Annotated in this window: 32 protein-coding genes and 1 pseudogene (1 of these 33 cut by a window edge); 11 read left to right on the plus strand and 22 right to left on the minus strand. The window is 40.2% G+C overall.

Features of this window, described 5'->3' with window-relative positions; genetic code table 11:
- Positions 1-276 carry the end of an MgtC/SapB family protein gene (locus tag NST18_RS12285; protein WP_004892274.1) on the plus strand. It extends 402 nt beyond the left edge of the window, so 276 of the gene's 678 nt are visible here — the last part of the coding sequence; its start codon lies off the left edge, out of view; it ends in the stop codon at positions 274-276.
- A gap of 293 nt (positions 277-569) precedes the next feature.
- Here NST18_RS12285 and NST18_RS12290 read toward each other — a convergent pair whose 3' ends face one another.
- From NST18_RS12290 to NST18_RS12305, 4 genes and pseudogenes are all read right to left on the minus strand, one after another.
- Entirely contained in the window at positions 570-1,907 is a 1,338-nt protein-coding gene (locus NST18_RS12290) for a hemolysin family protein (RefSeq protein ID WP_004892276.1), read from the minus strand.
- Between the two features lie 78 nt (positions 1,908-1,985).
- Positions 1,986-2,456, minus strand: a complete 471-nt coding sequence (locus NST18_RS12295) for a MerR family transcriptional regulator (RefSeq protein ID WP_004892278.1) — start codon at positions 2,454-2,456, stop codon at positions 1,986-1,988.
- Between the two features lie 254 nt (positions 2,457-2,710).
- Positions 2,711-2,935, minus strand: a pseudogene (locus NST18_RS12300) (transposase); the annotation flags it as partial.
- A 195-nt stretch (positions 2,936-3,130) separates the two neighbouring features.
- The gene (locus NST18_RS12305) at positions 3,131-3,310 is read right to left on the minus strand and encodes an H-type small acid-soluble spore protein (RefSeq protein WP_035018897.1); all 180 of its coding nucleotides are present in this window, start codon (positions 3,308-3,310) and stop codon (positions 3,131-3,133) included.
- A gap of 100 nt (positions 3,311-3,410) precedes the next feature.
- On the opposite strand from NST18_RS12305, the gene NST18_RS12310 reads away from it, so the two are divergent.
- Positions 3,411-4,379, plus strand: a complete 969-nt coding sequence (locus NST18_RS12310) for a potassium channel family protein (protein WP_004892284.1) — start codon at positions 3,411-3,413, stop codon at positions 4,377-4,379.
- Here NST18_RS12310 and NST18_RS12315 read toward each other — a convergent pair.
- The 3 genes from NST18_RS12315 to NST18_RS12325 form a co-directional block, all read right to left on the minus strand.
- A complete protein-coding gene (locus NST18_RS12315; protein ID WP_004892286.1) occupies positions 4,371-4,775 on the minus strand; it encodes a YugN-like family protein in 405 nt (134 codons plus the stop codon). The genes NST18_RS12310 and NST18_RS12315 overlap by 9 nt on opposite strands.
- 82 nt (positions 4,776-4,857) lie before the next feature.
- Positions 4,858-6,207 carry a glucose-6-phosphate isomerase gene (locus NST18_RS12320; RefSeq protein WP_004892287.1) on the minus strand — a complete coding sequence of 450 codons (1,350 nt, stop codon included), beginning with the start codon at positions 6,205-6,207 and terminating at the stop codon, positions 4,858-4,860.
- 110 nt (positions 6,208-6,317) lie between these two features.
- A complete protein-coding gene (locus tag NST18_RS12325; protein ID WP_340721474.1) occupies positions 6,318-7,478 on the minus strand; it encodes an iron-containing alcohol dehydrogenase in 1,161 nt (386 codons plus the stop codon).
- Positions 7,479-7,621: 143 nt separating this feature from the next.
- Between NST18_RS12325 and NST18_RS12330 the strand changes: the two genes are divergently transcribed.
- Entirely contained in the window at positions 7,622-7,855 is a 234-nt protein-coding gene (locus NST18_RS12330; protein WP_004892293.1) for a DUF378 domain-containing protein, read from the plus strand.
- Positions 7,856-7,864: 9 nt separating this feature from the next.
- Here NST18_RS12330 and NST18_RS12335 read toward each other — a convergent pair whose 3' ends face one another.
- The gene (locus NST18_RS12335; protein ID WP_004892296.1) at positions 7,865-8,209 is read right to left on the minus strand and encodes a CvfD/Ygs/GSP13 family RNA-binding post-transcriptional regulator; all 345 of its coding nucleotides are present in this window, start codon (positions 8,207-8,209) and stop codon (positions 7,865-7,867) included.
- A gap of 130 nt (positions 8,210-8,339) precedes the next feature.
- Between NST18_RS12335 and NST18_RS12340 the strand changes: the two genes are divergently transcribed.
- Entirely contained in the window at positions 8,340-8,705 is a 366-nt protein-coding gene (locus NST18_RS12340; protein ID WP_004892298.1) for a helix-turn-helix domain-containing protein, read from the plus strand.
- A 15-nt stretch (positions 8,706-8,720) separates the two neighbouring features.
- Here NST18_RS12340 and NST18_RS12345 read toward each other — a convergent pair whose 3' ends face one another.
- From NST18_RS12345 to NST18_RS12360, 4 genes are all read right to left on the minus strand, one after another.
- Positions 8,721-9,887: an aminotransferase gene (locus NST18_RS12345; protein ID WP_004892300.1), complete on the minus strand. Its 1,167-nt coding sequence runs from the start codon at positions 9,885-9,887 to the stop codon at positions 8,721-8,723.
- Positions 9,887-10,387, minus strand: a complete 501-nt coding sequence (locus tag NST18_RS12350) for an Lrp/AsnC family transcriptional regulator (protein WP_004892302.1) — start codon at positions 10,385-10,387, stop codon at positions 9,887-9,889. Before NST18_RS12350 ends, NST18_RS12345 begins: the two co-directional genes overlap by 1 nt.
- 102 nt (positions 10,388-10,489) lie before the next feature.
- Positions 10,490-11,002, minus strand: coding sequence for a superoxide dismutase family protein (locus NST18_RS12355; protein WP_004892305.1), 513 nt, complete (start codon positions 11,000-11,002; stop codon positions 10,490-10,492).
- A 53-nt stretch (positions 11,003-11,055) separates the two neighbouring features.
- Positions 11,056-11,253, minus strand: coding sequence for a hypothetical protein (locus NST18_RS12360; protein WP_004892308.1), 198 nt, complete (start codon positions 11,251-11,253; stop codon positions 11,056-11,058).
- A 138-nt stretch (positions 11,254-11,391) separates the two neighbouring features.
- On the opposite strand from NST18_RS12360, the gene NST18_RS12365 reads away from it, so the two are divergent.
- Both NST18_RS12365 and NST18_RS12370 read left to right on the plus strand, forming a co-directional pair.
- Positions 11,392-12,717 carry an ArsB/NhaD family transporter gene (locus NST18_RS12365; RefSeq protein ID WP_004892309.1) on the plus strand — a complete coding sequence of 442 codons (1,326 nt, stop codon included), beginning with the start codon at positions 11,392-11,394 and terminating at the stop codon, positions 12,715-12,717.
- A gap of 69 nt (positions 12,718-12,786) precedes the next feature.
- A complete protein-coding gene (locus tag NST18_RS12370) occupies positions 12,787-13,083 on the plus strand; it encodes a hypothetical protein (RefSeq protein WP_004892313.1) in 297 nt (98 codons plus the stop codon).
- Here NST18_RS12370 and NST18_RS12375 read toward each other — a convergent pair.
- The gene (locus NST18_RS12375; protein WP_164875865.1) at positions 13,071-13,220 is read right to left on the minus strand and encodes a hypothetical protein; all 150 of its coding nucleotides are present in this window, start codon (positions 13,218-13,220) and stop codon (positions 13,071-13,073) included. The genes NST18_RS12370 and NST18_RS12375 overlap by 13 nt on opposite strands.
- Positions 13,221-13,330: 110 nt before the next feature.
- Between NST18_RS12375 and NST18_RS12380 the strand changes: the two genes are divergently transcribed.
- Complete coding sequence (locus tag NST18_RS12380) at positions 13,331-13,915, plus strand: biotin transporter BioY (RefSeq protein ID WP_004892316.1); 585 nt, start codon at positions 13,331-13,333, stop codon at positions 13,913-13,915.
- Between the two features lie 20 nt (positions 13,916-13,935).
- Here NST18_RS12380 and NST18_RS12385 read toward each other — a convergent pair whose 3' ends face one another.
- From NST18_RS12385 to NST18_RS12400, 4 genes are all read right to left on the minus strand, one after another.
- Positions 13,936-14,637, minus strand: a complete 702-nt coding sequence (locus tag NST18_RS12385; RefSeq protein ID WP_004892317.1) for a 3D domain-containing protein — start codon at positions 14,635-14,637, stop codon at positions 13,936-13,938.
- 88 nt (positions 14,638-14,725) lie between these two features.
- Positions 14,726-15,049 (minus strand): YuiB family protein, encoded by a 324-nt coding sequence (locus NST18_RS12390; protein WP_004892319.1) that lies wholly within the window; start codon positions 15,047-15,049, stop codon positions 14,726-14,728.
- Between the two features lie 57 nt (positions 15,050-15,106).
- Entirely contained in the window at positions 15,107-15,235 is a 129-nt protein-coding gene (locus tag NST18_RS12395; protein WP_004892321.1) for a YuiA family protein, read from the minus strand.
- 94 nt (positions 15,236-15,329) lie between these two features.
- Positions 15,330-16,556: an NAD(P)/FAD-dependent oxidoreductase gene (locus NST18_RS12400; RefSeq protein WP_004892323.1), complete on the minus strand. Its 1,227-nt coding sequence runs from the start codon at positions 16,554-16,556 to the stop codon at positions 15,330-15,332.
- Between the two features lie 292 nt (positions 16,557-16,848).
- Between NST18_RS12400 and NST18_RS12405 the strand changes: the two genes are divergently transcribed.
- Positions 16,849-17,844 (plus strand): NAD(P)/FAD-dependent oxidoreductase, encoded by a 996-nt coding sequence (locus NST18_RS12405; protein WP_004892325.1) that lies wholly within the window; start codon positions 16,849-16,851, stop codon positions 17,842-17,844.
- Positions 17,845-17,859: 15 nt separating this feature from the next.
- Here the strand turns inward: NST18_RS12405 and NST18_RS12410 are convergent, their stop codons facing one another.
- The 3 genes from NST18_RS12410 to dapF are packed head-to-tail and all read right to left on the minus strand — an operon-like array spanning position 17,860 to position 19,422.
- Positions 17,860-18,195, minus strand: a complete 336-nt coding sequence (locus NST18_RS12410) for a LapA family protein (protein WP_004892327.1) — start codon at positions 18,193-18,195, stop codon at positions 17,860-17,862.
- Complete coding sequence (locus NST18_RS12415) at positions 18,189-18,551, minus strand: HesB/IscA family protein (protein WP_004892330.1); 363 nt, start codon at positions 18,549-18,551, stop codon at positions 18,189-18,191. The genes NST18_RS12410 and NST18_RS12415 overlap by 7 nt, the downstream gene beginning before the upstream one ends.
- Positions 18,552-18,567: 16 nt before the next feature.
- Entirely contained in the window at positions 18,568-19,422 is an 855-nt protein-coding gene (gene dapF, locus NST18_RS12420; RefSeq protein WP_004892332.1) for a diaminopimelate epimerase, read from the minus strand.
- A 146-nt stretch (positions 19,423-19,568) separates the two neighbouring features.
- Here dapF and NST18_RS12425 point away from each other — a divergent pair, with 146 nt between their 5' ends.
- Complete coding sequence (locus NST18_RS12425; RefSeq protein WP_004892335.1) at positions 19,569-19,988, plus strand: DUF2225 domain-containing protein; 420 nt, start codon at positions 19,569-19,571, stop codon at positions 19,986-19,988.
- Between the two features lie 4 nt (positions 19,989-19,992).
- Here NST18_RS12425 and NST18_RS12430 read toward each other — a convergent pair whose 3' ends face one another.
- A complete protein-coding gene (locus NST18_RS12430; RefSeq protein ID WP_006322168.1) occupies positions 19,993-20,232 on the minus strand; it encodes a YuzB family protein in 240 nt (79 codons plus the stop codon).
- 166 nt (positions 20,233-20,398) lie between these two features.
- Between NST18_RS12430 and NST18_RS12435 the strand changes: the two genes are divergently transcribed.
- A complete protein-coding gene (locus NST18_RS12435) occupies positions 20,399-21,466 on the plus strand; it encodes an NAD(P)/FAD-dependent oxidoreductase (protein WP_004892340.1) in 1,068 nt (355 codons plus the stop codon).
- Positions 21,467-21,479: 13 nt separating this feature from the next.
- On the opposite strand, the gene NST18_RS12440 is transcribed toward NST18_RS12435, so the two are convergent.
- On the minus strand, positions 21,480-21,785 hold the full coding sequence (locus NST18_RS12440; RefSeq protein ID WP_035018906.1) for a YuzD family protein: 306 nt from the start codon (positions 21,783-21,785) through the stop codon (positions 21,480-21,482).
- Positions 21,786-22,281: 496 nt separating this feature from the next.
- Between NST18_RS12440 and NST18_RS12445 the strand changes: the two genes are divergently transcribed.
- The gene (locus NST18_RS12445; protein ID WP_035018909.1) at positions 22,282-22,518 is read left to right on the plus strand and encodes a NifU family protein; all 237 of its coding nucleotides are present in this window, start codon (positions 22,282-22,284) and stop codon (positions 22,516-22,518) included.
- The last annotated feature ends 3 nt before the right edge of the window (positions 22,519-22,521 follow it).

Consider the following 22,521-nt stretch of genomic DNA (forward strand, 5'->3'; position numbering starts at 1 on the left):
CCTCTTGTAACAACCGTCTTCGGACCAAAACAACTGAGAGAAAAAGAACTTTCTGTCAAACTGATTGTATTAGATGCAACAAAAATTTCAGAAGTAATCGACGCTATTAAACAAAAAAATATTCGCATCAAAACTGTCCGCATTAAAGATTTAGACAACGGAAACCACTTTGTTGAGCTAAAGGTATCCGTTGATCAAAAGCAGGCAACGACAGATGTATACGAATTTATCCATCAAATTCCTTCTATTCGGAGCGTCGATATTGAGAATATTTAACTCGAAAATGATTATCATTTATATTAGTATAATTCACACACGCAACAATCTTGATTATTTACTAGTCCCATGATTGTTAGTCTTGTTTTGTCTCCCAATAGTTTTAAAAATCGAAACGGTGTTATAAAATAATGACTTGTCTTTTTAGAAAAACGAAGGGGCTGCCCAAAAAACCACAGGGTCAGACCCCGCAACACAATATATAGGACATCACGTTGGATAAATGAACGATATATTGTGAAGCTCGCGTGAGGTCAGACCCTTATGAGACAGCCTCTCTTTAATATTAACTGTTATTTTGTTTCCGCTTCTTCTTGTACGGTAAGTAAAGGAGTTTTTACACGCTTCGTGATTTCAACCAATTGGACATGGCGACCTTCCATTTTTAATACCTTAAATTCATAATCACCGTAGGAGAGAATCTCACCTTGTTGAATATCAAATTTCTCCGTTAAAATCCAACCGCCAATCGTATCGACATCGGTATCATCGATATCCGTTCCAAGTAAATCGTTTACCTCTTCAATCAACACTTTTCCATCAACAATGGTAGTATGCTCGTTCACTTTGCGAATCATCGGAACTTCATCAATATCAAACTCATCTTGAATTTCACCGACGATTTCCTCCAATATATCTTCAACCGTCACAAGTCCAGCTGTTCCGCCATATTCGTCAACTAAAATCGCCATATGGACTCGTTCTCGCTGCATTTTTACGAACAAGTCATGAATAGGGATCGATTCAATTACTTGTATGATTGGACGAATATAATCATCTAACTTCTTTTCAATCGCTTGTGGATTTCGAATACAATCCGTTAATATTTCCTTTATGTTCACCATCCCAACAATATGGTCTTTATCGCCGTCTATAACAGGATAGCGTGTATATTTTTCTTTCCTCATAATTTCCAAAATGTCCGCGATTGAATCGTTTTTATCTAATGCGACAATTTCTGTGCGCGGCACCATAATTTCTTTGGCAATCCGATTGTCAAACTCAAAAATATTGTTTACGTATTTATACTCCGACGGATTAATTTCTCCGCTCTTATAACTTTCAGATAAAATAAGCCGCAACTCTTCCTCAGAATGGGCGACTTCGTGTTCGGATGCCGGTCTTAGTCCAAATAATCCGATGATGACACGTGCTGATCCGTTCAATACCCAAATAAACGGATACATGATTTTGTAGAAAAAGATTAAAGGTCTTGAACATAACAACGTAATGGTTTCCGCTTTTTGAATCGCCAATGTTTTAGGCGCTAATTCACCGACAACTACGTGCAAATAGGTAATCGCCACAAACGCAATCGCAAAAGAAAGAAGAGATGCTACAGACTCATTCAAATTCATTTGCTCAAATACAGGACGAAGCAAATGTTCCACCGTTGGTTCCCCAAGCCAACCAAGCCCTAGTGCAGTGATGGTGATACCAAGCTGGCAAGCTGATAAATATTCATCTAAATTGCTGATGACTCTTTTTGCAGCCATGGCGCTTCGATTTCCTTCGGCCACGAGCTGATCAATCCGTGTACGGCGCACTTTGACAATGGCAAATTCTGATGCAACAAAAAACGCCGTCAAGGCAATTAAAATGCCAACCATCAGTAAATTAACTATCTCCAATTAAGCTCTCTAACTGCATGCAAACAGCTAGAGAATCCACCTCCTGCTAATTGTATAATATGTTTTTCTTGTTCTTCACTATTTCCTTGAAAGAAAATCATATATAAAAGGATTTCCACCAAGCAATATCCCTAATGAATGTAGCAATGCGTAACCTTGCTGGGTCAATGGTTTTGTCATCATCTTGATCTGTTGTTCATTTAATTGTTTGAGCAACGGCTTTAATTCCAGCACTTCTTCTTGAATATGCTGCATTTGTTCTTGAAGATGCTCAATTTTATCGATAATTTCATTCATCGGAGCAGGCTGTTTTTTCATAAGCTGCAGGCGCTCTCTTATTTCCTCGAGAGTTAAATGCTGTTTCTTTAATGCATGGATTAACTGTAAATGCTCAATACTCTCTTCAGGATAATAGCGATAATTGGTCTCAGAACGAACGGGCTCAAGCAATCCTAACTGCGTATAATAATCAATGGTTCGTTTGGAAACACCAGCTAATTCTGCAAGTTCACCAATTTTAAGCAACTTCCCAACGAACTCACTCCCCATCTATTATTATTCGGTATGTTTAATGAAATTATATAGCAAAAAAAAATATACAGTCAAACGTTATAGTGTTAATTTTTTTATTACAAATCTGTTCCTAGGTACCGTCAAGAATTTTGTGTAATGTAAAATAGATAGGGTATCTCTGAAATAGATTTAGAATAGAGGGGAGACTGGTTTCCTCCACACAATAGACTGAATATTCAGTCTCTTGTGTAGGAAGGGAGAATCCCCTTATCTCATTTATTTACATTAAGTTAATTGTAACATTCTTCAAACATTCGTTGAAGGGCTTCATGCGCTTCGGAAAATCCTCGTAACTTTCGTCCTGCCCATTTCTCATTAAAATCTTGGATGGTCAAATACACGACTTTTTCAGCTGCTTCTAAACTACTCAAACTGTTCATCGGCTTGAGACGTTTCCGAATCTCCTTGATCGTTCGTTCGATGGCATTGGTCGTGTAAATCACACTTCGAATACTGCAATGCACACCCATCCGTCATATTCACGTAATAAATGCTATTTTCTACACTTTTACTTGAATAAAACACGAAGCTGTTTTTCAAGGATTTTGGGTAGTGTAACTGACAAGCTTGGAAGAGCGTCGTGCTGGCAGTGCGAAGGGATCCCGATATGCTCCATAGAAAAAACCCCTGCCATGCAAGGGTTTTTTCTTTTACTCTTCCGTCAATTCTTCCACTGGAACGGTATGGCGTTCATGTTCCCTCCCACGCATATGTACGGTGGCTGTTCGGTTTGCTTCATCGTACCCATCAATCCAAACAGACTGACCGTGATAACATACACGAATATCATCTGGGGAAGAAACGATTTGCTTGATGCGATTTATATCCAATTTCATTCCCTCCTTTCGTTTATATCGTTTGTTTTTGTAGAAAAAATATGTAAGAAACGAGATTTTCTCGTCTACAATGATAAAAAAGGAGGGAAAATACATGAGATGGTACGAGTTTCTCGCTTCATATTGGCGGCTTTCTCCGCTCGCACGCATCATACTAACAATTACAACGATCATTTGTTTATTTGGGATTGTCATTCATATCGTGGAGCCACAAACATTTTCAACAACATTCGACGGAATATGGTGGGCGCTCATCACAACTACAACTATCGGTTATGGAGACCTCGTTCCAAAAACTGTCGTTGGTAAAGTTGTCGCCATCGCTCTCATTTCGCTCGGCACCGCGTTCGTCTCAGCTTATTTTGTTACACTATCTGCGAAGGCCATTTCAAAAGAAAACGCTTTATCAGCTGGGGAGCTTCCTTATACAAAAGGTCAACATGTTATTTTAGTTGGTTGGAATGAACGGATTCGCCAACTGCTCACACTTCTACCTCCCCATGTGCCGTGCCTTGTCATCGACGAAACATTGCAACGTTGGGATATGCCGAAGCACATTCATTTTATTAAAGGAAATCCGACCCACGATGATGTATGGAAAAAAGCGAACGTTTTCGACGCTCATGCCGTCATCATTACTGCGAACCAACATAAAAATGAAACAGAAGCGGACTTAGCATCTATTGTCACTCTTTTGACAATTAAAGCACTCCACCCCGATGTATATACTGTTGTGGAAGTATTAACAACACCGCAAGTCGATAATGCAAAACGAGCGGGAGCCGATGCAGTTATTGAAACGAATAAATGGATCAGTTTTTTAATGACAAATTGTCTTTCAGCCCCAAATATATTAAACGACATGGAACAATTGAAAAAACATCCGATCAAGCGTTTAACTGTTCACGATGAATGGATCGGCATGTCGTTTCATACATTGCTTACCGAGTTAAACAAGGAAGGACTATTGCTCATCGGCATTGCAAACGAGCAACAAGTAACGATCAATCCACAAGGCCATACAGCCATTCAAAAAACAGATGAGCTCATTGTATTAGTGTAATAACAGATCTTCTACATCTTTGACAAGCATCTTTGCCATCGATACATATTTGTCTGGTACAGTTGCATCGGAGTCTTCTGGTTCGGAAAACTGATTAAACGAAGCGCTTACGTTTCCAACATGCACGTTGTCGTCTAATCCGCGCTGATATTTATGACATAGGACGTATGGGCGTTTCAATTCAACCGTTGCCCCATACGAATCAAGCTGCCCATCTACAGCAACAAATGGAAGACGCAAAAATTGATAGCCGACATCATCTGCCATTTTATAATCAAACGAACCGTGATCATAATCCCAATTTCCACCGATTACGTAACCAAGCGGTTTTAATTGTTGTTCTAACACGTTTAACAAAAACGTTTTTCCTTCTAGTCTAGATGGAATTTCAATCATATTGATCACGCCTCCTCTGTTCATTATTATGTCCAAAAAAAAGAGCTTTCCCTGCGCGCAGGGAAAGCTCTTTTAAATTTAATTATTTCAATCGCTTCTCAAGTTCTGCCTTTTTCTCTTCGTATCCTGGTTTACCAAGCAAGGCAAACATATTTACTTTGTATGCTTCTACCCCCGGTTGGTCAAACGGATTCACACCAAGTAAATATCCGCTCATGGCGCACGCTTTTTCAAAGAAGTAAACGAGATAACCGAATGTATATTCATCTAATCGCGGTAGTGTGACAACTAAGTTTGGCACGCCCCCGTCGGTATGCGCCAACAATGTACCTTCAAACGCTTTTGTGTTGACAAAGTCGACTGTTTTTCCTGCTAAATAGTTTAAACCGTCTAAATCGTTATCTTCCGCCTCAATCGTCAACTCATGACGCGGCGTTTCCACTTTTAACACTGTTTCAAACAAATCGCGACGACCTTCTTGCACATATTGTCCTAAAGAGTGAAGATCAGTTGAAAAGTTTGCTGAAGCTGGGAAAATCCCTTTCTGATCTTTTCCTTCACTTTCGCCAAATAACTGTTTCCACCATTCTGCAAAATATTGCAATGCTGGCTCGTAGTTAATGAGCATTTCAATTGTTTTCCCTTTATTGTAAAGCACATTTCGCACCGCAGCGTATTGGTAAGCGATATTTTCTTCTAACTCTGATTTACTGAAATCTTCACGCGCTTGTGCAGCGCCTTTCATCATCGCTTCAATATTCGCTCCGCTTACTGCAATCGGTAATAAACCGACAGCTGTTAAAACAGAGTAGCGTCCTCCAACATCATCTGGAATAACAAACGTTTCATATCCTTCTTCCGTTGCTAACGTTTTTAACGCTCCGCGCGCACGGTCTGTTGTTGCGTAAATGCGTTTACGAGCTTCTTCTTTTCCGTATTTTTCTTCAAGAAGCTTACGGAAAATACGGAAGGCAATCGCAGGTTCTGTCGTCGTTCCTGATTTTGAAATGACATTGATCGAAAAATCTTTTCCTTCGAGTAAATCCATCACATCACGCATGTATGTAGAACTAATGTTGTTACCGACGAAAATAATTTGTGGTGTCTTCCGCTTTTCTGTCGGAAGCACATTGTAAAACGAGTGTTGCAACATTTCAATCGCTGCACGAGCCCCGAGATAAGAACCACCAATACCGATCACTAATAACACATCAGAGTCTTGTTGAATTTTTTTCGCTGCTTGTTGAATGCGAGCAAACTCTTCTTTGTCATATGCGACAGGAAGATCAATCCATCCTAAAAAGTCGTTTCCTTGCCCTGTTTTTTCATGAAGTGCATGATGTGCTACTTTTACAGCATCGCGCAAATACGTTAGTTCATGTTCACCAAAAAACGACAACGCTTTTGAGTAGTCAAACTGAATATGCGTCATGTACGTTTCCTCCTCAATGATTGTATCCTCTTTCACTTTAGCGAAACAAACAAAGAGAATCAAGTTAGCAAAAACCATGTAAACGGATTCATTATGACATTTTTCGCACTTTATAACGAAGCTTTTAAAATCGCCATAACATCATCGTGTTGTAGCTTTTTAAAATTACCAAACGAGCCGAACGCCATCGCTTTTTCCACTATGAGTGGCAATGATTCTTCGCCAATGTCATAATCAGCTAATCGACTTGGAGCGCCTAAGCTATTCCAAAATGCCCGAAGCTTTTCAATTCCTTCTAACGCGATTTCACGATCTCCTTTCCCTTCTGGATAAACATGAAACACACGAACGGCTAGTTGCTTAAACCGCTCTATATGTTCATCAAGCACATGTTTCATCCAGTTCGGGAATAAAATAGCTAACCCCCCTGCGTGCGGAATATCATGCACCGCTGATACAGCATGCTCAATATTATGTGTTGCCCAATCACCACGCAGCCCCATGCGTAAAATTCCGTTTAAAGCCATCGTTCCACAATATAAAATCGTTTCACGATAGTCGATATTTTGCAGGTCGTCTACAAGTTTTGGCGCCGTTTCGATCACCGTTTTCAAAATCGACTCACACATCCGATCTTGCAGTGGCGTATTTGGGGCATGATGAAAATATTGTTCTAACACGTGCGACATGATGTCAACAATACCATACACTGTATGATCTTTCGGAACAGTTGTTGTATAAACAGGATCCAAAATCGAAAATTTAGGAAAAACAACCGGGCTACTCCAACCGTATTTTTCCTTCGTTTCCCAATTTGTAATAACAGAATTTGCATTCATTTCTGATCCTGTGGCTGCTAGTGTTAATACAGTTCCAAGTGGAAGCGCCCGCTGAACGGTTGTTTTTCGTGAAATGAAATCCCATGCATCTCCATCGTATAGAATGCCTGCAGCAATTGCCTTTGCACAATCAATAACACTTCCGCCACCAACAGCTAAAATAAAATCAACTTTTTCTGCACGACATATGTCAATCCCTTTTTGAACAGTAGATAACCGTGGATTCGGCTCGACACCTGATAACTCCGTCCACCATTTATTCAATGAGCGAAAAACAGAAACGACATCATCATACACACCGTTTTTCTTAATGCTGCCCCCACCATACACCATTAAAATACGTTCATACGGAGCAAGCTCTTTCTTTAGTTGTTCAATTTGTCCTCTTCCAAAAATTAATTTTGTTGGGTTGTGAAAAATAAACTGTTCCATTAAATTTCCTCCTTTTTCTCCATTATTTCTAAAATAAACAAATAAGTAAAGAAACTTGCATTTTTTTCTTTTTCGTTGTGCATATTTCAAAAATAATTATCCATTCTATAAATGAATACACTACTTTACCAAGGAGGATGAACATGAGTACGTTACAACGAATCGCACTATTGCTTACTGTTATTGGAGCGCTTAACTGGGGGCTCATTGGCTTTTTTCGTTTCGATCTTGTGGCAGCCATTTTCGGCGGACAAGCATCGGCATTTGCTCGCATTGTTTATGCTCTTGTTGGAATTGCAGGGCTCATTAATCTCGTACTTCTGTTTAAACCAACGGAAGAGCTCGGACGTACAGAACCAAAAATGTCAAGGACATAAACGAACAACTCACCGATCATTCGGTGAGTTGTATTGTTTTTTCGCTTCTGCAATCCACTTTTCTAGTTGCATTTTCAATGGTTGAAATCCTAAAGGGGTTTCGATATTCATTGTTTCATGATCAACATCTCGTAAAGATAAGCTAATTCGCTTCGTTTTTTCATCAATCGCAATAATTTTTACCCGAACGGACTGCCCGACATCCACATAATCGTAAATATTTCTTACATATCCATCTGTGATTTCTGAAATATGGATGAGTCCTTGTGTTCGTTCATCAAGCGATACAAATATGCCGTACGGCTGTATTCCCGTCACAATACCCGTAACGATCGCACCTTCCTTCCACTCCAAATGAAACACTCCTCGTTTTTTGAAAAATTGTAACATAATTCGCTTAAAAAGTGTTAATTTTGTGCACGAGTATAAATGAGAACATGGTATGATAAAGTTGTAAACGAATTTTGGAGAGGTGGGAGAATAAATGAGCACAATTGGTGAAAATATTCGCATGTACCGAGAGCAGCGAAATATGTCACAACAAGAATTGGCGATGAAAGTTCGTGTAGGGGTAGCAACGATCCAAAAATACGAATCAGGTGAACAAGTGCCTGATACACCAACAATTTTAAAACTTTGTACCGCTCTTGATGTTCCAGCATCAGAATTGTTAGAACGAGCAGATGTATCCAATTCATCCAGCCTCGATCCAGAAATCGAATACTTAATTAAAGAAATTGGACTTAAACGGGCAAAACTTATTTTACGAAAAGCAAAAGAATTTAGCGAAGAAGATTTTCTACGCGTCATGCAAATGTTATATGAACTCAAATACAACAAAGAAAGCTGACGGCCGTCAGCTTTTTTATAGTCGTTCAAGAAACCGCTTCATGCGTCGAATCGCCTCTTGTAATTGTTCAAGCGATGAAGCATACGAACAACGAATATATCCTTCTCCACTTGCTCCAAACACATGCCCAGGAACAACGGCAACTTTTTCTTCTAACAATAGACGTTCCGCAAACTGCTCTGAAGTCATGCCTGTTGATTGAATGGAAGGGAATGCATAAAATGCTCCTCCCGGCATATGGCAAGTAAGACCGATTTCATTTAATGATTGCACAAAAAAGTTGCGCCGTTGCCGGTAACTTTTTCTCATTTGTTCGACGTCATCCGCCCCGTTTTGCAACGCTTCAATAGCTGCATATTGTGCCATCGTTGGTGCACACATCATCGTATATTGATGAATTTTTAACATCGCCGCCGCCAAATCTTTCGGTGCTGCAACAAAGCCTAATCGCCATCCCGTCATCGCAAATCCTTTTGAAAATCCGTTAATTAAAACCGTTCGCTCTCGCATATGGGCAATGGCCGGAAAACTTATATATTGTTCCTCGTAACATAACTCCGCGTAAATTTCATCTGAGATAACAAGCAAATCATGCTTTGCTACGATGCGTGCGATTTGTTCCAGTTCTCCTCTATTTAATACCGTTCCTGTCGGGTTGTTCGGTGAACAAATAATTAATGCTTTCGTTTTCGGTGTCACAACTTGTTCAATTTGTTCGGGCTGTAACTTAAAGTGATGTTTTCCGCTCGTTTGAATTGGAATCGGCACGCCGCCAGCTAGCGAAACGAGCGGTGCATATGAGACGAAACTTGGTTCTACAACAATGACTTCATCACCCGGATTCAAAATCGCTCTAAGAGAAACATCAAGCGCTTGACTTGCTCCAACCGTGACAATAATTTCATTTGCTGGGTCGTATAGCACTTCGAAACGGCGCGCTAAATAATCGCTAATTGCTTTTCGTAACTCCCACAAACCAGCATTTGCTGTATATGACGTATATCCTTGTTCTAACGATAGAATGCAAGCTTCACGCACACTCCAAGGGGTAATAAAATCCGGCTCACCAACCCCTAATGAAATGACCCCTTCCATGCTCGCTGCTAAATCAAAAAATCTCCGAATACCAGATGGTTGTAAACGCGATACAGTATCAGATACGTACGTTTTCGTCTTTTGCATCACGGTGCCACCACGATTCTTCGATCTTGATCACCTTGTTCAAATACAGTGCCGTCATGTTTATATTTCTTCAAAATAAAGTGAGTTGTCGTTGAAATAACAGAGTCAAGCGTTGACAATTTTTCAGAAACAAAATGGGCAATCTCAGACATGGAACGTCCTTCAATAACAACAGATAAATCATATGCTCCCGACATTAAATAAACAGATTTGACCTCCGGGAAACGATAAATACGTTCTGCTACCTCGTCGAATCCAACGCCTCGCTTTGGTGTCACTTTTACATCAATCATCGCTGTCACACCTTCATGCCCATCAACTTTCCGCCAGTCCACAATGGTTGCATATTGTACAATGACTTTTGCTTCCTCTAACTTTTTTATCATATGCTCCACTTCCGAAACAGGAAGAGAAAGCATTTTCGCCATTGTCTCAATCGGCAATCGCGCGTTTTTTTCTAACAGTTCAACGATTTCGATTTCTTTTTCAGTTAACTTCATCATGAATCCCCCCTGTTATAAATTTTCACATAATTTAGAAAAAAATGCACGTATTTTTTCAAAAAAAGAAGCAAGACGACATCGCTTGCTGATCGCTTGCTGCTACTTCTTTTTTATGACACCACATGCGATTCGCTTGCCTGCATTTCCCGCTGGCTGAGACATGCCATCATCTTTTTCTTCATGGATTACAATCGACGTTCCGTTTTTTGTAAACAAACCGTTTTTCTCTTCTGATAAATTGACATTCGGAGCCATCAATTGTACTTTAACTGTTCCGTCTTCTTTCACGATTAAATTCGGTAAATCACCCGCATGCGCCCCCTCCGGATGAAGAAGCCCGTGCTCCTTTCCTTCTGGATTAAAATGTTCCCCTGCTGATTTAAATTCAGGCGGTTCGCATGTTCCTTTGTCGTGAATATGCATCGCATGCTCCCCTGGTGGCAGCCCTTTGAGGTTAATGTCCAGTTTTACTCCTTTAGGTTGTTGAGACATTTTAATCGTTCCAAGCGAGTCTCCATCTTCATTAATTACATTGACATCGACGCTTTTCACTTTCTCTTCCACGCATCCGCTTACAAGCAATAAAAAGAAACAAACAATTACTCGACGCACAACAAGCCCTCCAACTACATATTTACGGCTTATTATGCCCTATTTTCATTTATTTAATCTTTCGCTTGTTGTTTTTTCAGCTGCTCTTCAAATTGCTTTGCTTTTTCTTCTTGACGCTTTGAAATTTTTATAATCAACCGCATCGTCAACACCGCAGCGATGAAAAATGCCATAAACGAAATGGCAGCAGGAATGTATTCGGTTTTATCTTCTGGAAAGTACAAAAACAGTCCAAATATGATGTTAGTCATACAATCAACCTTTCCGTATATCGTCTCATCAATCGATTATACCATAAAGGCAATTGTTTCACTTTGTAAAAAGGAATATAATTGGATTCGTAAACAATTCAGCCACTGAAAAACTGCAAAAAGAAAGGAATGACAGACGTGCATGAGACAATAACTCATGAAGTAAGCAACTTTCAATATTATGCGGCTATTGCTATCTTTTTGATTACATACGCCATAATCATTTCAGAAAAAGTTAATCGTGCTGTGATCGCTTTATTAGGTGCTGCTTTTATGATCATTTTTGGCATTGTTGACTTGAACGCAGCGTATACCCATCATATCGAATGGGGGACAATTACGCTTTTAATCGGCATGATGATTCTTGTTAATATTACGAGTAAGTCAGGTTTTTTTCAATATGTAGCAGTCAAAGCCGCAAAAATGGCGAAAGGGAGTCCGATTAACATTTTAGTCATTTTATCATTACTGACAGCTACCCTTTCCGCCTTTCTCGACAATGTCACAACGGTATTACTCGTTGTCCCGGTGACATTTTCCATTACACGCATGTTAGAGGTAGATCCTATTCCATTTTTAATTTCTGAAGTACTATTTTCTAACATTGGCGGAACAGCGACGTTAATCGGAGATCCACCGAACATTATGATTGGCTCTGCCAATAAACATTTAACGTTTAACGACTTTTTATTTAATTTAGGCCCTGTCGTTTTAATTATTATGCTCGTCATTATCGCGATTTTGTACGTCTTTTATCGCAAACGTCTTCAAGCGAACGCTGCGCTCATCGAACGGCTTATGAAAGTCGATAAAAAACAATACATTAAAGATGCGGTACTATTGAAAAAGTCTGTTTCTGTTCTCGCATTAACGATTTTAGGATTTACGTTGCATTCTGTCATTCACGTCGATGCGGCGGTCATCGCGATGACAGGCGCAGTTATTTTAATGTTAATCGGTGTAAAAGAGCACGATTTGGAAGAAGTATTTGCTTCTGTCGAATGGACAACCATTTTCTTTTTCGCCGGATTATTTACGCTCGTCGGCGGTCTCGTTGATATCGGACTAATCAAAAGTTTGGCAGAAAAAGCATTAGAAATTACCGGTGGCGATATTCACGCCGCGTCTTACTTAATTCTTTGGGTATCTGGAATCACATCAGCAACCATTGACAACATCCCTTTTGTTGCGACGATGATCCCGCTCATTCAAGATATGGCTGTTGGAATGGGACTATCTCCTGATTCAGCACAAATTGATGTATTATGGTGGTCATTATCCCTTGGCGCTTGCTTAGGTGGAAACGGAACGTTAATCGGAGCATCAGCAAACGTGATCGTGGCAGGAATTGCCTCACGTGAAGGACACGGGTTTAGCTACTTTGATTTTCTGAAAATTGGAGCGCCACTTACGCTTATTTCCTTACTTATTTCACACGCATATATTTTCATTCGTTACTTATAAAAACGCTCAAAGGCGAACTTTGAGCGTTTTTTTCTTTCCATCATATACTGCTTGCAAGGAGGGAGAACGATGTATCCAAACGTCGATATTACACAATTTACACAATCGGCAAAAGCGATCCAAAAACTTTTTAAAGACGCAACAGCTATTTCCTCAAAAATTGCGAACGATCCTGTTTTTGCGAAACAATTGATGGAGAAAGCTCAACAATCGAAACAAGAAGAAGTACAAAAACAACTCCAATCGATTGGTATTGGGTCTGAAATAAACATTTCTTTTAATCCAAATACGATTCATATAACGCTTTCTCCAAAAAAAGGCGAGTCGCCTTGTTGCCAACTCACCTTTCTTCTTTACTGGCGATAATTCGGTGCCGCCATTTGTTTCTCACCAATATGGGCTGCGTCGCGCAAATCATATCCATCATCTGTTTCACTCACATGAATGATATCTTCTTTCACCCCTAATCGATTTGCGCGAAGCAATTGTTCTTCTTCCTTCATTGTCATCCCTCCATACCGTTATATTGTACAAGTACATGTCACTTATGTATTGACGTTTTTTGTTTTATCAGCTACGATTTTGTTAACTATCAAAATAAGGAGGTTAACAAATGAAAGCGAAAGATTTAACATTTATCGCCATGTTTGCCGCGCTTATGGCGATTGGAGCAAACATTACATCGTGGGCACCTTTTCTTGTCATCGGAGGGGTTCCTATTACGCTACAAACGTTTTTTTGCGTATTAGCCGGCGCCATTCTCGGAGCAAAACGCGGCGCGATGGCAATGACAGTGTATATGCTCATTGGACTGTTCGGTGCGCCTGTTTTCGCCCGTTTTAACGGAGGGTTCTCGATAGTCGTTGCTCCAACATTTGGCTTTATTCTTTCTTTTATTCTTGCTGCTTACGTTACTGGCTTATTGGTTGAAAAAAGTGCAAACCGTTCGATAGCGCGTTTTATCACCGCAACAATCGTCGGTATGATCATTAACTATGTTGTAGGAACGAATTGGATGTACATGGCATATAAGTTATGGGCTGAAGCACCAGAAGGCTTTTCATACACAATGGCTTGGAGCTGGATGCTCGTTCCACTTCCAAAAGATATCATTTTATCAGTTGTTGCTGGTGTCATCGCACCACGCATTTACAAAGCGCTAAACGAACACCAAACATATAACGAAAACGTTGCATAACAAAGAAAAAGGAAGTTCGGTTATAGCCCGACTTCCTTTTTCTTTATATATTGTTGTCGAAACACTTGCATCGATTCGTTTTCGTTCAGTGCGATCATCTCTTGCTCCGATAATGTCCCATCTCCGCGTTTGACGACATATACATTCACTTTTTTCTTCCCCCAATGTTTATACACATCATCTACTGTTTCATAGTATAAATCAATTTTATGACCTTTAATCGCTGATCCTGTATCTGCAACAACACCATATCCGTATCCTGGGATAAATAAAATCGTTCCAATCGGAAAAACTTTCAAATCTGCTGCGATCGTTGAGTACAAATCACGTTTTACACGTACACCCGAATATGTAATGCCATAACTCGGGTGATCGGGCGTTTTTCCTGTTGACTCCACTCCCGCTGTATATCCTGTCGCTACAACTGTGACAGAAGGATATCGTGACCAGTCAAACGCTTCTTCTAGCGTCAACGATTCGTTTGTCGTCTGCTGTGACGAGAGTTGAGTCACTTGTTTTTCGTGTTTACGAAAACGATCAGCTACGTACTCATACGTATCTGATGAAAATAATGATTTAAACGAGAAAAAAGAAAAACGTGAAGGTGAAAACCAATCAGACAGCATTTTCGCTTCAACGCCCGATATCGATTGAAATGTCGTCATGAACGCACATAGAAACAATACAACCATGGTCGTTCTTCTTAACCATTTTATACCCATTTATTCACTCCTCCCACGGTTGTATTTCTTTCCAACATTCAAAAAAATATACATTAGCTACAAAAAAAACCTCCACGATTGTGAAGGCTTAAAACATTCGATATCCTTTTTTTCTCAGCGTCTGGATAACGACACCTGAGACAATAGCACCAACAATACCGCTACTTAAAATAATTAAATCGGCGCTTGCTAATGATTCGATTCGCTCTTTCACATGAGCGAGCGAAGCGGATGGACTTGTCACGTAGTCCATTACAGAAATTTTATCAATCCACAATAACAAAACAAATGGACTTAATATCGCCATCGTCCACGTCGTCCGCAAAATCATATTTAATAAAAAACCAATACCAAAAAATAAAACGAAAAATAATAAAACAGAAATGAGTAGAACCGGAATGCTCATCTCCATACATTTTCACCTCCAATACACCATTTTAAGTGTACTGAAAGCGAAAACATCAGTCAATTATTGCTTGATCACCATTTCATCTTTTTCTACTCCTGTCCCTTCACAATAATGGCATGTTTCCGAGCCACCGACCGCTACATGAACATAACCGTTCCCTGCACAATATTGACACGTTGTTTTATTCATAACTACCTCTCCTTTTTCTTAATTTTCAGATAATTATACATAAAAACAAATGATTTGTAAAGAAAAAACGAGCGAAAAATTGCTTCGCTCGTTTTTATAGTAATTTAAATTTTCCCTTTTTCGCAACGAGTGTTGGGCCACCGATTAAGTAAAGCGCACGGTTGTCAATCACTTTTTTCATCACACTTGCCTTTGTGCCCCAAATTTTCTTACCGAACACAACCCCGATGGCATCATCGTGACCAAGCGAACATACTGTTCCTTTTAAGTCTGGTTTAAACGGCTGTAGTTCACCCTGCCCACGAATTAATACAGCTAAGTTTTTCGCACAAACTTCTCCTTGTTGCATCGCAATTTGCGCTGTTGGAGGATACGGACGATTCGTTTCTTCGTTAATGATTAACGCACAGTCCCCAACAACAAACACATCTTCATGGCCTGGCGCACGCAAGAACGGATCAACTTTCACGCGACCGCGCATCGCTTCAAAGCCAGATTCATCAATAACGCGGCTTCCACGTACTCCAGCCGCCCATACAACTGTTCCCGCTTTAATTTCTTCAACTTGGTCATCTTTGCTAACGATAATACCTTCTGGTGTGCATTCTTTAATCGCTGTGCCGATTTTAAACTCAACACCTTTTTTCTCAAGAACATTTACCGCATATTCAACAAGTTCTGGGTCAAAGCCCGGAAGAACTGTAGGCGCTGCCTCCACGCAAATGATACGCACTCTATTTGGATCAACATCATACTCACGGCAAAGTTCAGGAACACGGTTAACTAGCTCACCTAAAAATTCGATTCCTGTAAATCCTGCGCCGCCAACTACAATAGTCAAGCGCTCATCACGTTTTTCTTCTTCTGTGCTATATGTCGCAAATTGGTACTCAATGTGCTCGCGAATTTGACGAGCTGCGTTAACGTTGGCAATTGAAAAAGCATACTCTTTTAGTCCTTTAATGCCAAACGTTTCAGATTCAAATCCAAGCGCAACAACTAAATAATCATACGTTAATGGTTCATGATTTTGAAGCAACACTTGTTTTTCTTCGAGGTTGATTTTTTCAACCGTATCTTGAATGAATTTTACTTTACTTTGGTCGATGACGTCAGCAATCGCATAGCGAACGCGCTCATGATGTAACGTTCCTGCTGCCGCCTCATGCAACCAAGTTGACTCGTAATGATAATCATGTTTGTTGACAAGCGTAATGCTTGCTTCGTTGACGCCAATCATTTTTTGTAAACGCGTTACTGTCATCAATCCACCATAACCTGCACCTAATACAACAACATTTGGCTTCTTCAAACGAATCACTTCCACCTTTTCTTATTTTTTTAGCTTGCGCTTTTTGAACGATTTTTATCGCTTAGAAAGTTTGTGAATTTATTCACGAAATAGACCAAAAAAATACAACGTTTTGTAACAAAGTTGTCATTTCTACGTTAACATCTTATTCTTTTTTTCTCTCTTTTTCAAGAGTTATTTGTTCAATTTTTAGTCATAATTTTTATCGAGTTCATGTCGAAATTTTCAAAACAACAAAAGCGTTTATCCATTTTTTATGGTATGATAATACATGAAAATTTGCGTTTTAGGAGGAAAGAACGTGAAAGAAGATCAAAAATTATACGATATTACCATTATTGGTGGTGGTCCTGTCGGCATGTTTACAGCGTTTTACGGCGGCATGCGTCAAGCGAGCGTCAAAATTATCGAAAGTCTTCCGCAACTCGGTGGACAACTTTCCGCGCTTTACCCAGAAAAATACATATATGACGTAGCGGGCTTCCCGAAAATTCGCGCCCAACAACTCATTGACAACTTGAAAGAACAAATGAGCAAATTTAACCCAACCGTTTGCTTAGAACAGTCTGTCGAAAAGTTAGAAAAATTGGAAGATGGGACATTTAAACTAACGACAAATAAGGAAATTCATTATTCAAAAGCGGTCATCATTACTGCTGGAAACGGTGCATTTCAGCCTCGGCGGTTAGAGCTCGAAAGCGCGACACAATACGAAGGTAAAAACTTACATTACTTCGTTGATGATTTGAATAAATTTGCCGGTCAAAATGTGCTCGTATGCGGTGGTGGTGACTCTGCAGTTGACTGGGCGCTTATGCTTGAGCCAATCGCTAAAAAAGTAACGATTGTGCATCGCCGTGATAAATTCCGTGCCCATGAACATAGCGTCGAAAATTTAATGAACTCATCTGTTGATGTAAAAACACCGTTCGTTCCTGTCGAATTGATCGGGGATGAAAACGGTATCAAACAGGTTGTTCTAGAAGAAGTCAAAACAAAAACGCGCGAAACGATTGATGTTGACGCAGTCATTGTTAACTATGGCTTCATTTCTTCCCTTGGCCCAATTAAAGAGTGGGGGTTAGAAATTGAGAAAAACTGCATTAAAGTAAACTCTAAAATGGAAACAAACATTCCAGGTGTGTATGCAGCAGGCGATATTTGCACATACGAAGGAAAAGTGAAATTAATTGCTTGCGGATTTGGTGAAGCACCAACAGCGGTCAACAATGCGAAATCATACATCGATCCAAACGCAAAAGTACAACCACTTCATTCTACATCGATGTTTGAATAATTCGAAGCCCCTCTCTTAAGAGAGGGGCTTCGAATGATCATTTTCATTCACCACATTTTCAATCGTGGCAGCTACTTCCTCATTCGGTAGAGAGGATCGCAACTGCTCCATTTCTTTTTCTAACTTTTTTGTATAATTTCGCATCTTTACAAACTTCCATCCACCAACGAGAAAAACGATGCATGCACCAACTGTAACAGAACCTAAAATAACAATCACTAATGGTGTTTCAAAATAACCGACAATATAGTTCACTTTCACGTTTTGGATATTCGCAATAGAAAATAACGCTACAATTAGTGCAAACCCAAGAGCGAAGATGATATTCCTCTGCCCTTTCATATTTAACATTCCTCCGGCGTACCAGCATGAGTTGCTGTGCGGAACGATGAACCGCAACCACATGAAGCAATAGCGTTCGGATTATGAATCGTAAATCCGCCACCCATCGCTCCTTGTTCATAATCAATCGTCGTTCCTTTTAATACAAGTGCACTTTCTTTATCGATTAATATGCGCAAACCGTTTTGTTCAAACTCATGATCGTCCTCACGTTTATTGTGTTCAAATCCCATCGCATAAGATAATCCGCTACACCCTCCACCGTACACACCGACACGAAAATAAGCGTGTTCTTCTCCGCTTTCTTTCATCATCTGTTTTACTTGTTCTACGGCTTTTTCTGTTAACAAAACGATTTGTTCCATTCGATCTCACTCCTTTTTAATAGTAGTATACACCTATACAAATAGTTTCGGCTGCTCCACGCATCAACACATCACCATTTTCTTTCCACGTAATGTACAAATCTCCACCAGCTAAATGAACAACCGTTTCTTCGTTTCGCTTCGTTTTTCCGTTTAATACGGATGCCACAACCGCTGCACAAGCCCCTGTTCCGCACGCTTGCGTCACACCGGAACCTCTCTCCCACACACGAAAATGAAGTTCGCGGTCGTTCACCACTTCTACAAACTCTACATTAATTCCTTCTGGAAAACGCTCATCTTTTTCAACAATCGGTCCAAGAGAAGTGACGGGGGCATCTTCGATTTGATCCACATAAAACACAGCATGAGGATTCCCCATCGATACACCTGTCATATAATACGTATGCCCTTCAAATTCGATCGGTTCACTAACGACAATATCATCCTCTTTTCCTATCATCGGTATTTCAGCGCGGGATAAACGAGGTTTTCCCATATTTACTTCTACACTATTGACCTTCCCATCTTCAACAAACACACGAGCTTCTACAAGACCTGATAACGTTTCAATGAGAAACTGTTCCTCCTGAACAATTCCGTGTTCATATGCATATTTCGCTACACACCTCAACCCGTTGCCACAGTTTTTTCCTTCCGATCCATCGCTATTAAAAATACGCATTTTCACTGGAGCTACATCGGATGGACAAATTAAAATAAGCCCATCCGAACCGATTCCTGTGTGCACATTTGACACACGTTTTGCGATATATGATAATTCTTCTTCTGCTAAACACTCTTTAAACATATTTACGTAAATGTAACTATTTCCCAGACCGTGCATTTTCGTAAATGAAAAACTTCTCATTACTTCCCCTCCGCATACATCTTTAATAACACTATACATCGTCATCATAACCGTGACAACTTTTTTACAAATACATAAAAAGTCACAGGCAACACGAACAGCGTATAGTATAATATGACTATCAACTATACGAGGTAGGGAACATAATGGATGTCTTATACGATCGTACCGTTACATGTCTTGTTTGCAAACAAACATATACAACGAAAAAAGTTCGTTCACGTTTCATCCGCCCGGTCCAACACGATACGGACTTTTGTTCATATTATGCTAGCGAAGAAGCGAATCCGCTTTTATATTACGTCCATGTTTGTCCACACTGTGGATTTGCGGCAACAGAGGAATTTTCAACAGAAACGGATGCTTTTATTCATACACATATGTCGGAAGTCCGTTTATTGTATTTAATCGGCGAATTGTACCGCAGGCTAGGAAAAGAAAAACAAGCGGTTATTTACTTTTCACGTGTGATTGCACGAAAAAAAGAAACAATTGAAAAAGGAATCGTCAACATGGCTTACGACCGTTGGCAAGAAATTCGTGAAGAAAAAAAGGGGGCACAATAGCCCCCTAAAACATTGGATTTTCCTCAATATATGCATAAACTCGTTCGACAAGTTGATCCGCATTTTCTGCTGTGACAATATCCCCATTTACCATCGCAAACAACGTATTGGCACATTTCCCACAATACCCTAAACAGCCATATTCAATAATATCTAAGTTAGGATCTTTCTCTAATTGCTCTAGGGCACGTTGGGAACCATTTGCTAAATTGCTTATACAAAATTCAACAATCGGTCTTAACACTATATTCACCCCAACCTTATTATTATAACACTTTCATAAAAAATGATGTAATATTACTGTCAAAAAAACACCTTAATCATTCATGTTTCTCGAAAAAATGTTGTTATTTTGTCACAATTTCGTTATACTTTTAATGGTCGAATTTTATCAAAAGGGGAAAGCTTCCATGAGAAACCTCGTGCTACTTGGCGGCGGATACGGAAATATGCGCATTTTACTCCGCATCCTTCCAAATTTACCAGAACATATTTATATTACATTAATTGATCGCATTCCATACCATTGCTTAAAAACCGAATATTACGCTTTGGCTGCCGGGACAATTAGTGACCAGCATATTCGCGTCCCGTTCCCAGAACATCCTCACCTCTCTTATGTGTTCGGTGAGGTTCAAAAAATTGATCTTCATCACGAAGTCGTTCACCTTCAAGATGGAACGTGTATTCCGTACGATGACTTAGTCATCGGATTAGGTTGTGAAGACAAATATCACGGTGTCCCCGGTGCAGACATTTTTACTTATAGCATTCAAACTATCGACAAAGCAAGAGAAACGTACCAAAAGCTAAGCAATCTCCCACCGCATAGCATTGTCGGCGTCGTTGGAGCTGGATTAAGCGGTGTGGAATTGGCAAGCGAACTAGTAGAGAGTCGTCCAGATTTACACGTGAAACTGTTTGATCGCGGCACACGTATTTTGTCTATGTTCCCTGAACGGCTAAGTCATTACGTAGAACAATGGTTTCATTCACATGGTGTTGAGCTTATTCGCCAATCCAATATTACAAAAGTCGAAGAACATACGTTATATAACCACGATGAAGCTATCCACTGTGATGCGATTGTGTGGACTGCCGGCATTCAACCGAATCGCGTCGTTCGCGAACTGAATGTTGAAAAAGACAATCAAGGACGTGTTGTGTTAACACCACAACATCACATACCGAATATAGAAAATGTATACGTCGTTGGGGACTGTGCAAGCTTACCGCATGCCCCAAGCGCTCAACTTGCTGAAGGTCAGGCAGAACAAATCGCCCAAGTGTTGCAAAAGCGGTGGAAAGGTGAAGAACCACCAAGCGAATTTCCACCAATTAAATTAAAAGGCGTTTTAGGATCATTAGGCAAAAAGCATGGATTTGGTCTCGTTGCTGATCGTCCACTAACCGGTCGCGTCCCACGCCTTCTAAAATCAGGTGTTTTATGGATGTATAAGTACCATAACGGATATTGAGATGAAGGGCGAATTACTCCGCCCTTTTTTCAATCGCTTCATAAATGTTTTTTAATTTCGGATTTCCTTCGTCAACAATCTCACCATCAATAACGACAACCGGATAAAATAAATCTTCATCGATGATCTTTTGCGCAAACTGACGCTTTTCATCATCTTCCGGTGGCGAAAAAATATCAACATAAACGAACTGAAACGCATGATTCGGATATTTTCGTGAAACTGCAGCTTGAATCCATTCATACGTATCTTTTGATGACGGGGCACCGACACAAGAAGCACAAACTGTATCTGCTCCGTACACACATATTTCAATCATATTCATCCTATTTCGCGCAGGAGACTCCCACTTCAACGACCAAAGGGAGTAAGTGGGAGAGGAATGCGCGTTCCCCCTTTCTTTTGTGTATGATATAATAAAGGCGTGGAGAAAACCGTTCAATAAAGGCACTCCAATAACTGCTACTCGATGTATGGAGTTGGTTACAGGAAACGTTGTAACCGTAAAACATCGAGCGTAGGTCCGTCTGTTGTGTGTGGAAGCCAAGTACTGCCAACAGACACACCGAGAGAATCGGTAACGATGCAGGCATGACCTGCGTCGTTGGGTAGTCGTCAACCTGCCCCTGATGCAACCCCAAGTCAAGGAAGGAGGAAGAAGTCCGTTTGCACTTCTGGGGAGTTGCAAGCCCTCACTTCAAGCGTTAGCTAAGTGGGGGTAGTTGACTCTCTCCCACGGAAAAAAGTTAAGTAACGTGAATAGATTTTTTTCATCATGATGATTATAATAAAATTAGTGAAAGGAGTCGATGAAAATGACAGATCAAGATATTAAACAACAAGTGCAAGAAGTATTAGATAAACTTCGTCCATTTTTACTTCGCGATGGCGGAGATTGCGAATTAGTTGATGTGGAAGATGGCGTTGTTAAACTTCGCCTTCTCGGCGCTTGCGGAAGCTGCCCAAGCTCAACGATTACGTTAAAAGCTGGTATTGAGCGGGCATTGCTTGAAGAAGTTCCTGGCGTTGTTGAAGTTGAACAAGTGTTCTAACAG

It is taken from the genome of Anoxybacillus sp. FSL W8-0104 (assembly GCF_038004465.1).
GTDB lineage: Bacteria > Bacillota > Bacilli > Bacillales > Anoxybacillaceae > Anoxybacillus > Anoxybacillus flavithermus_G.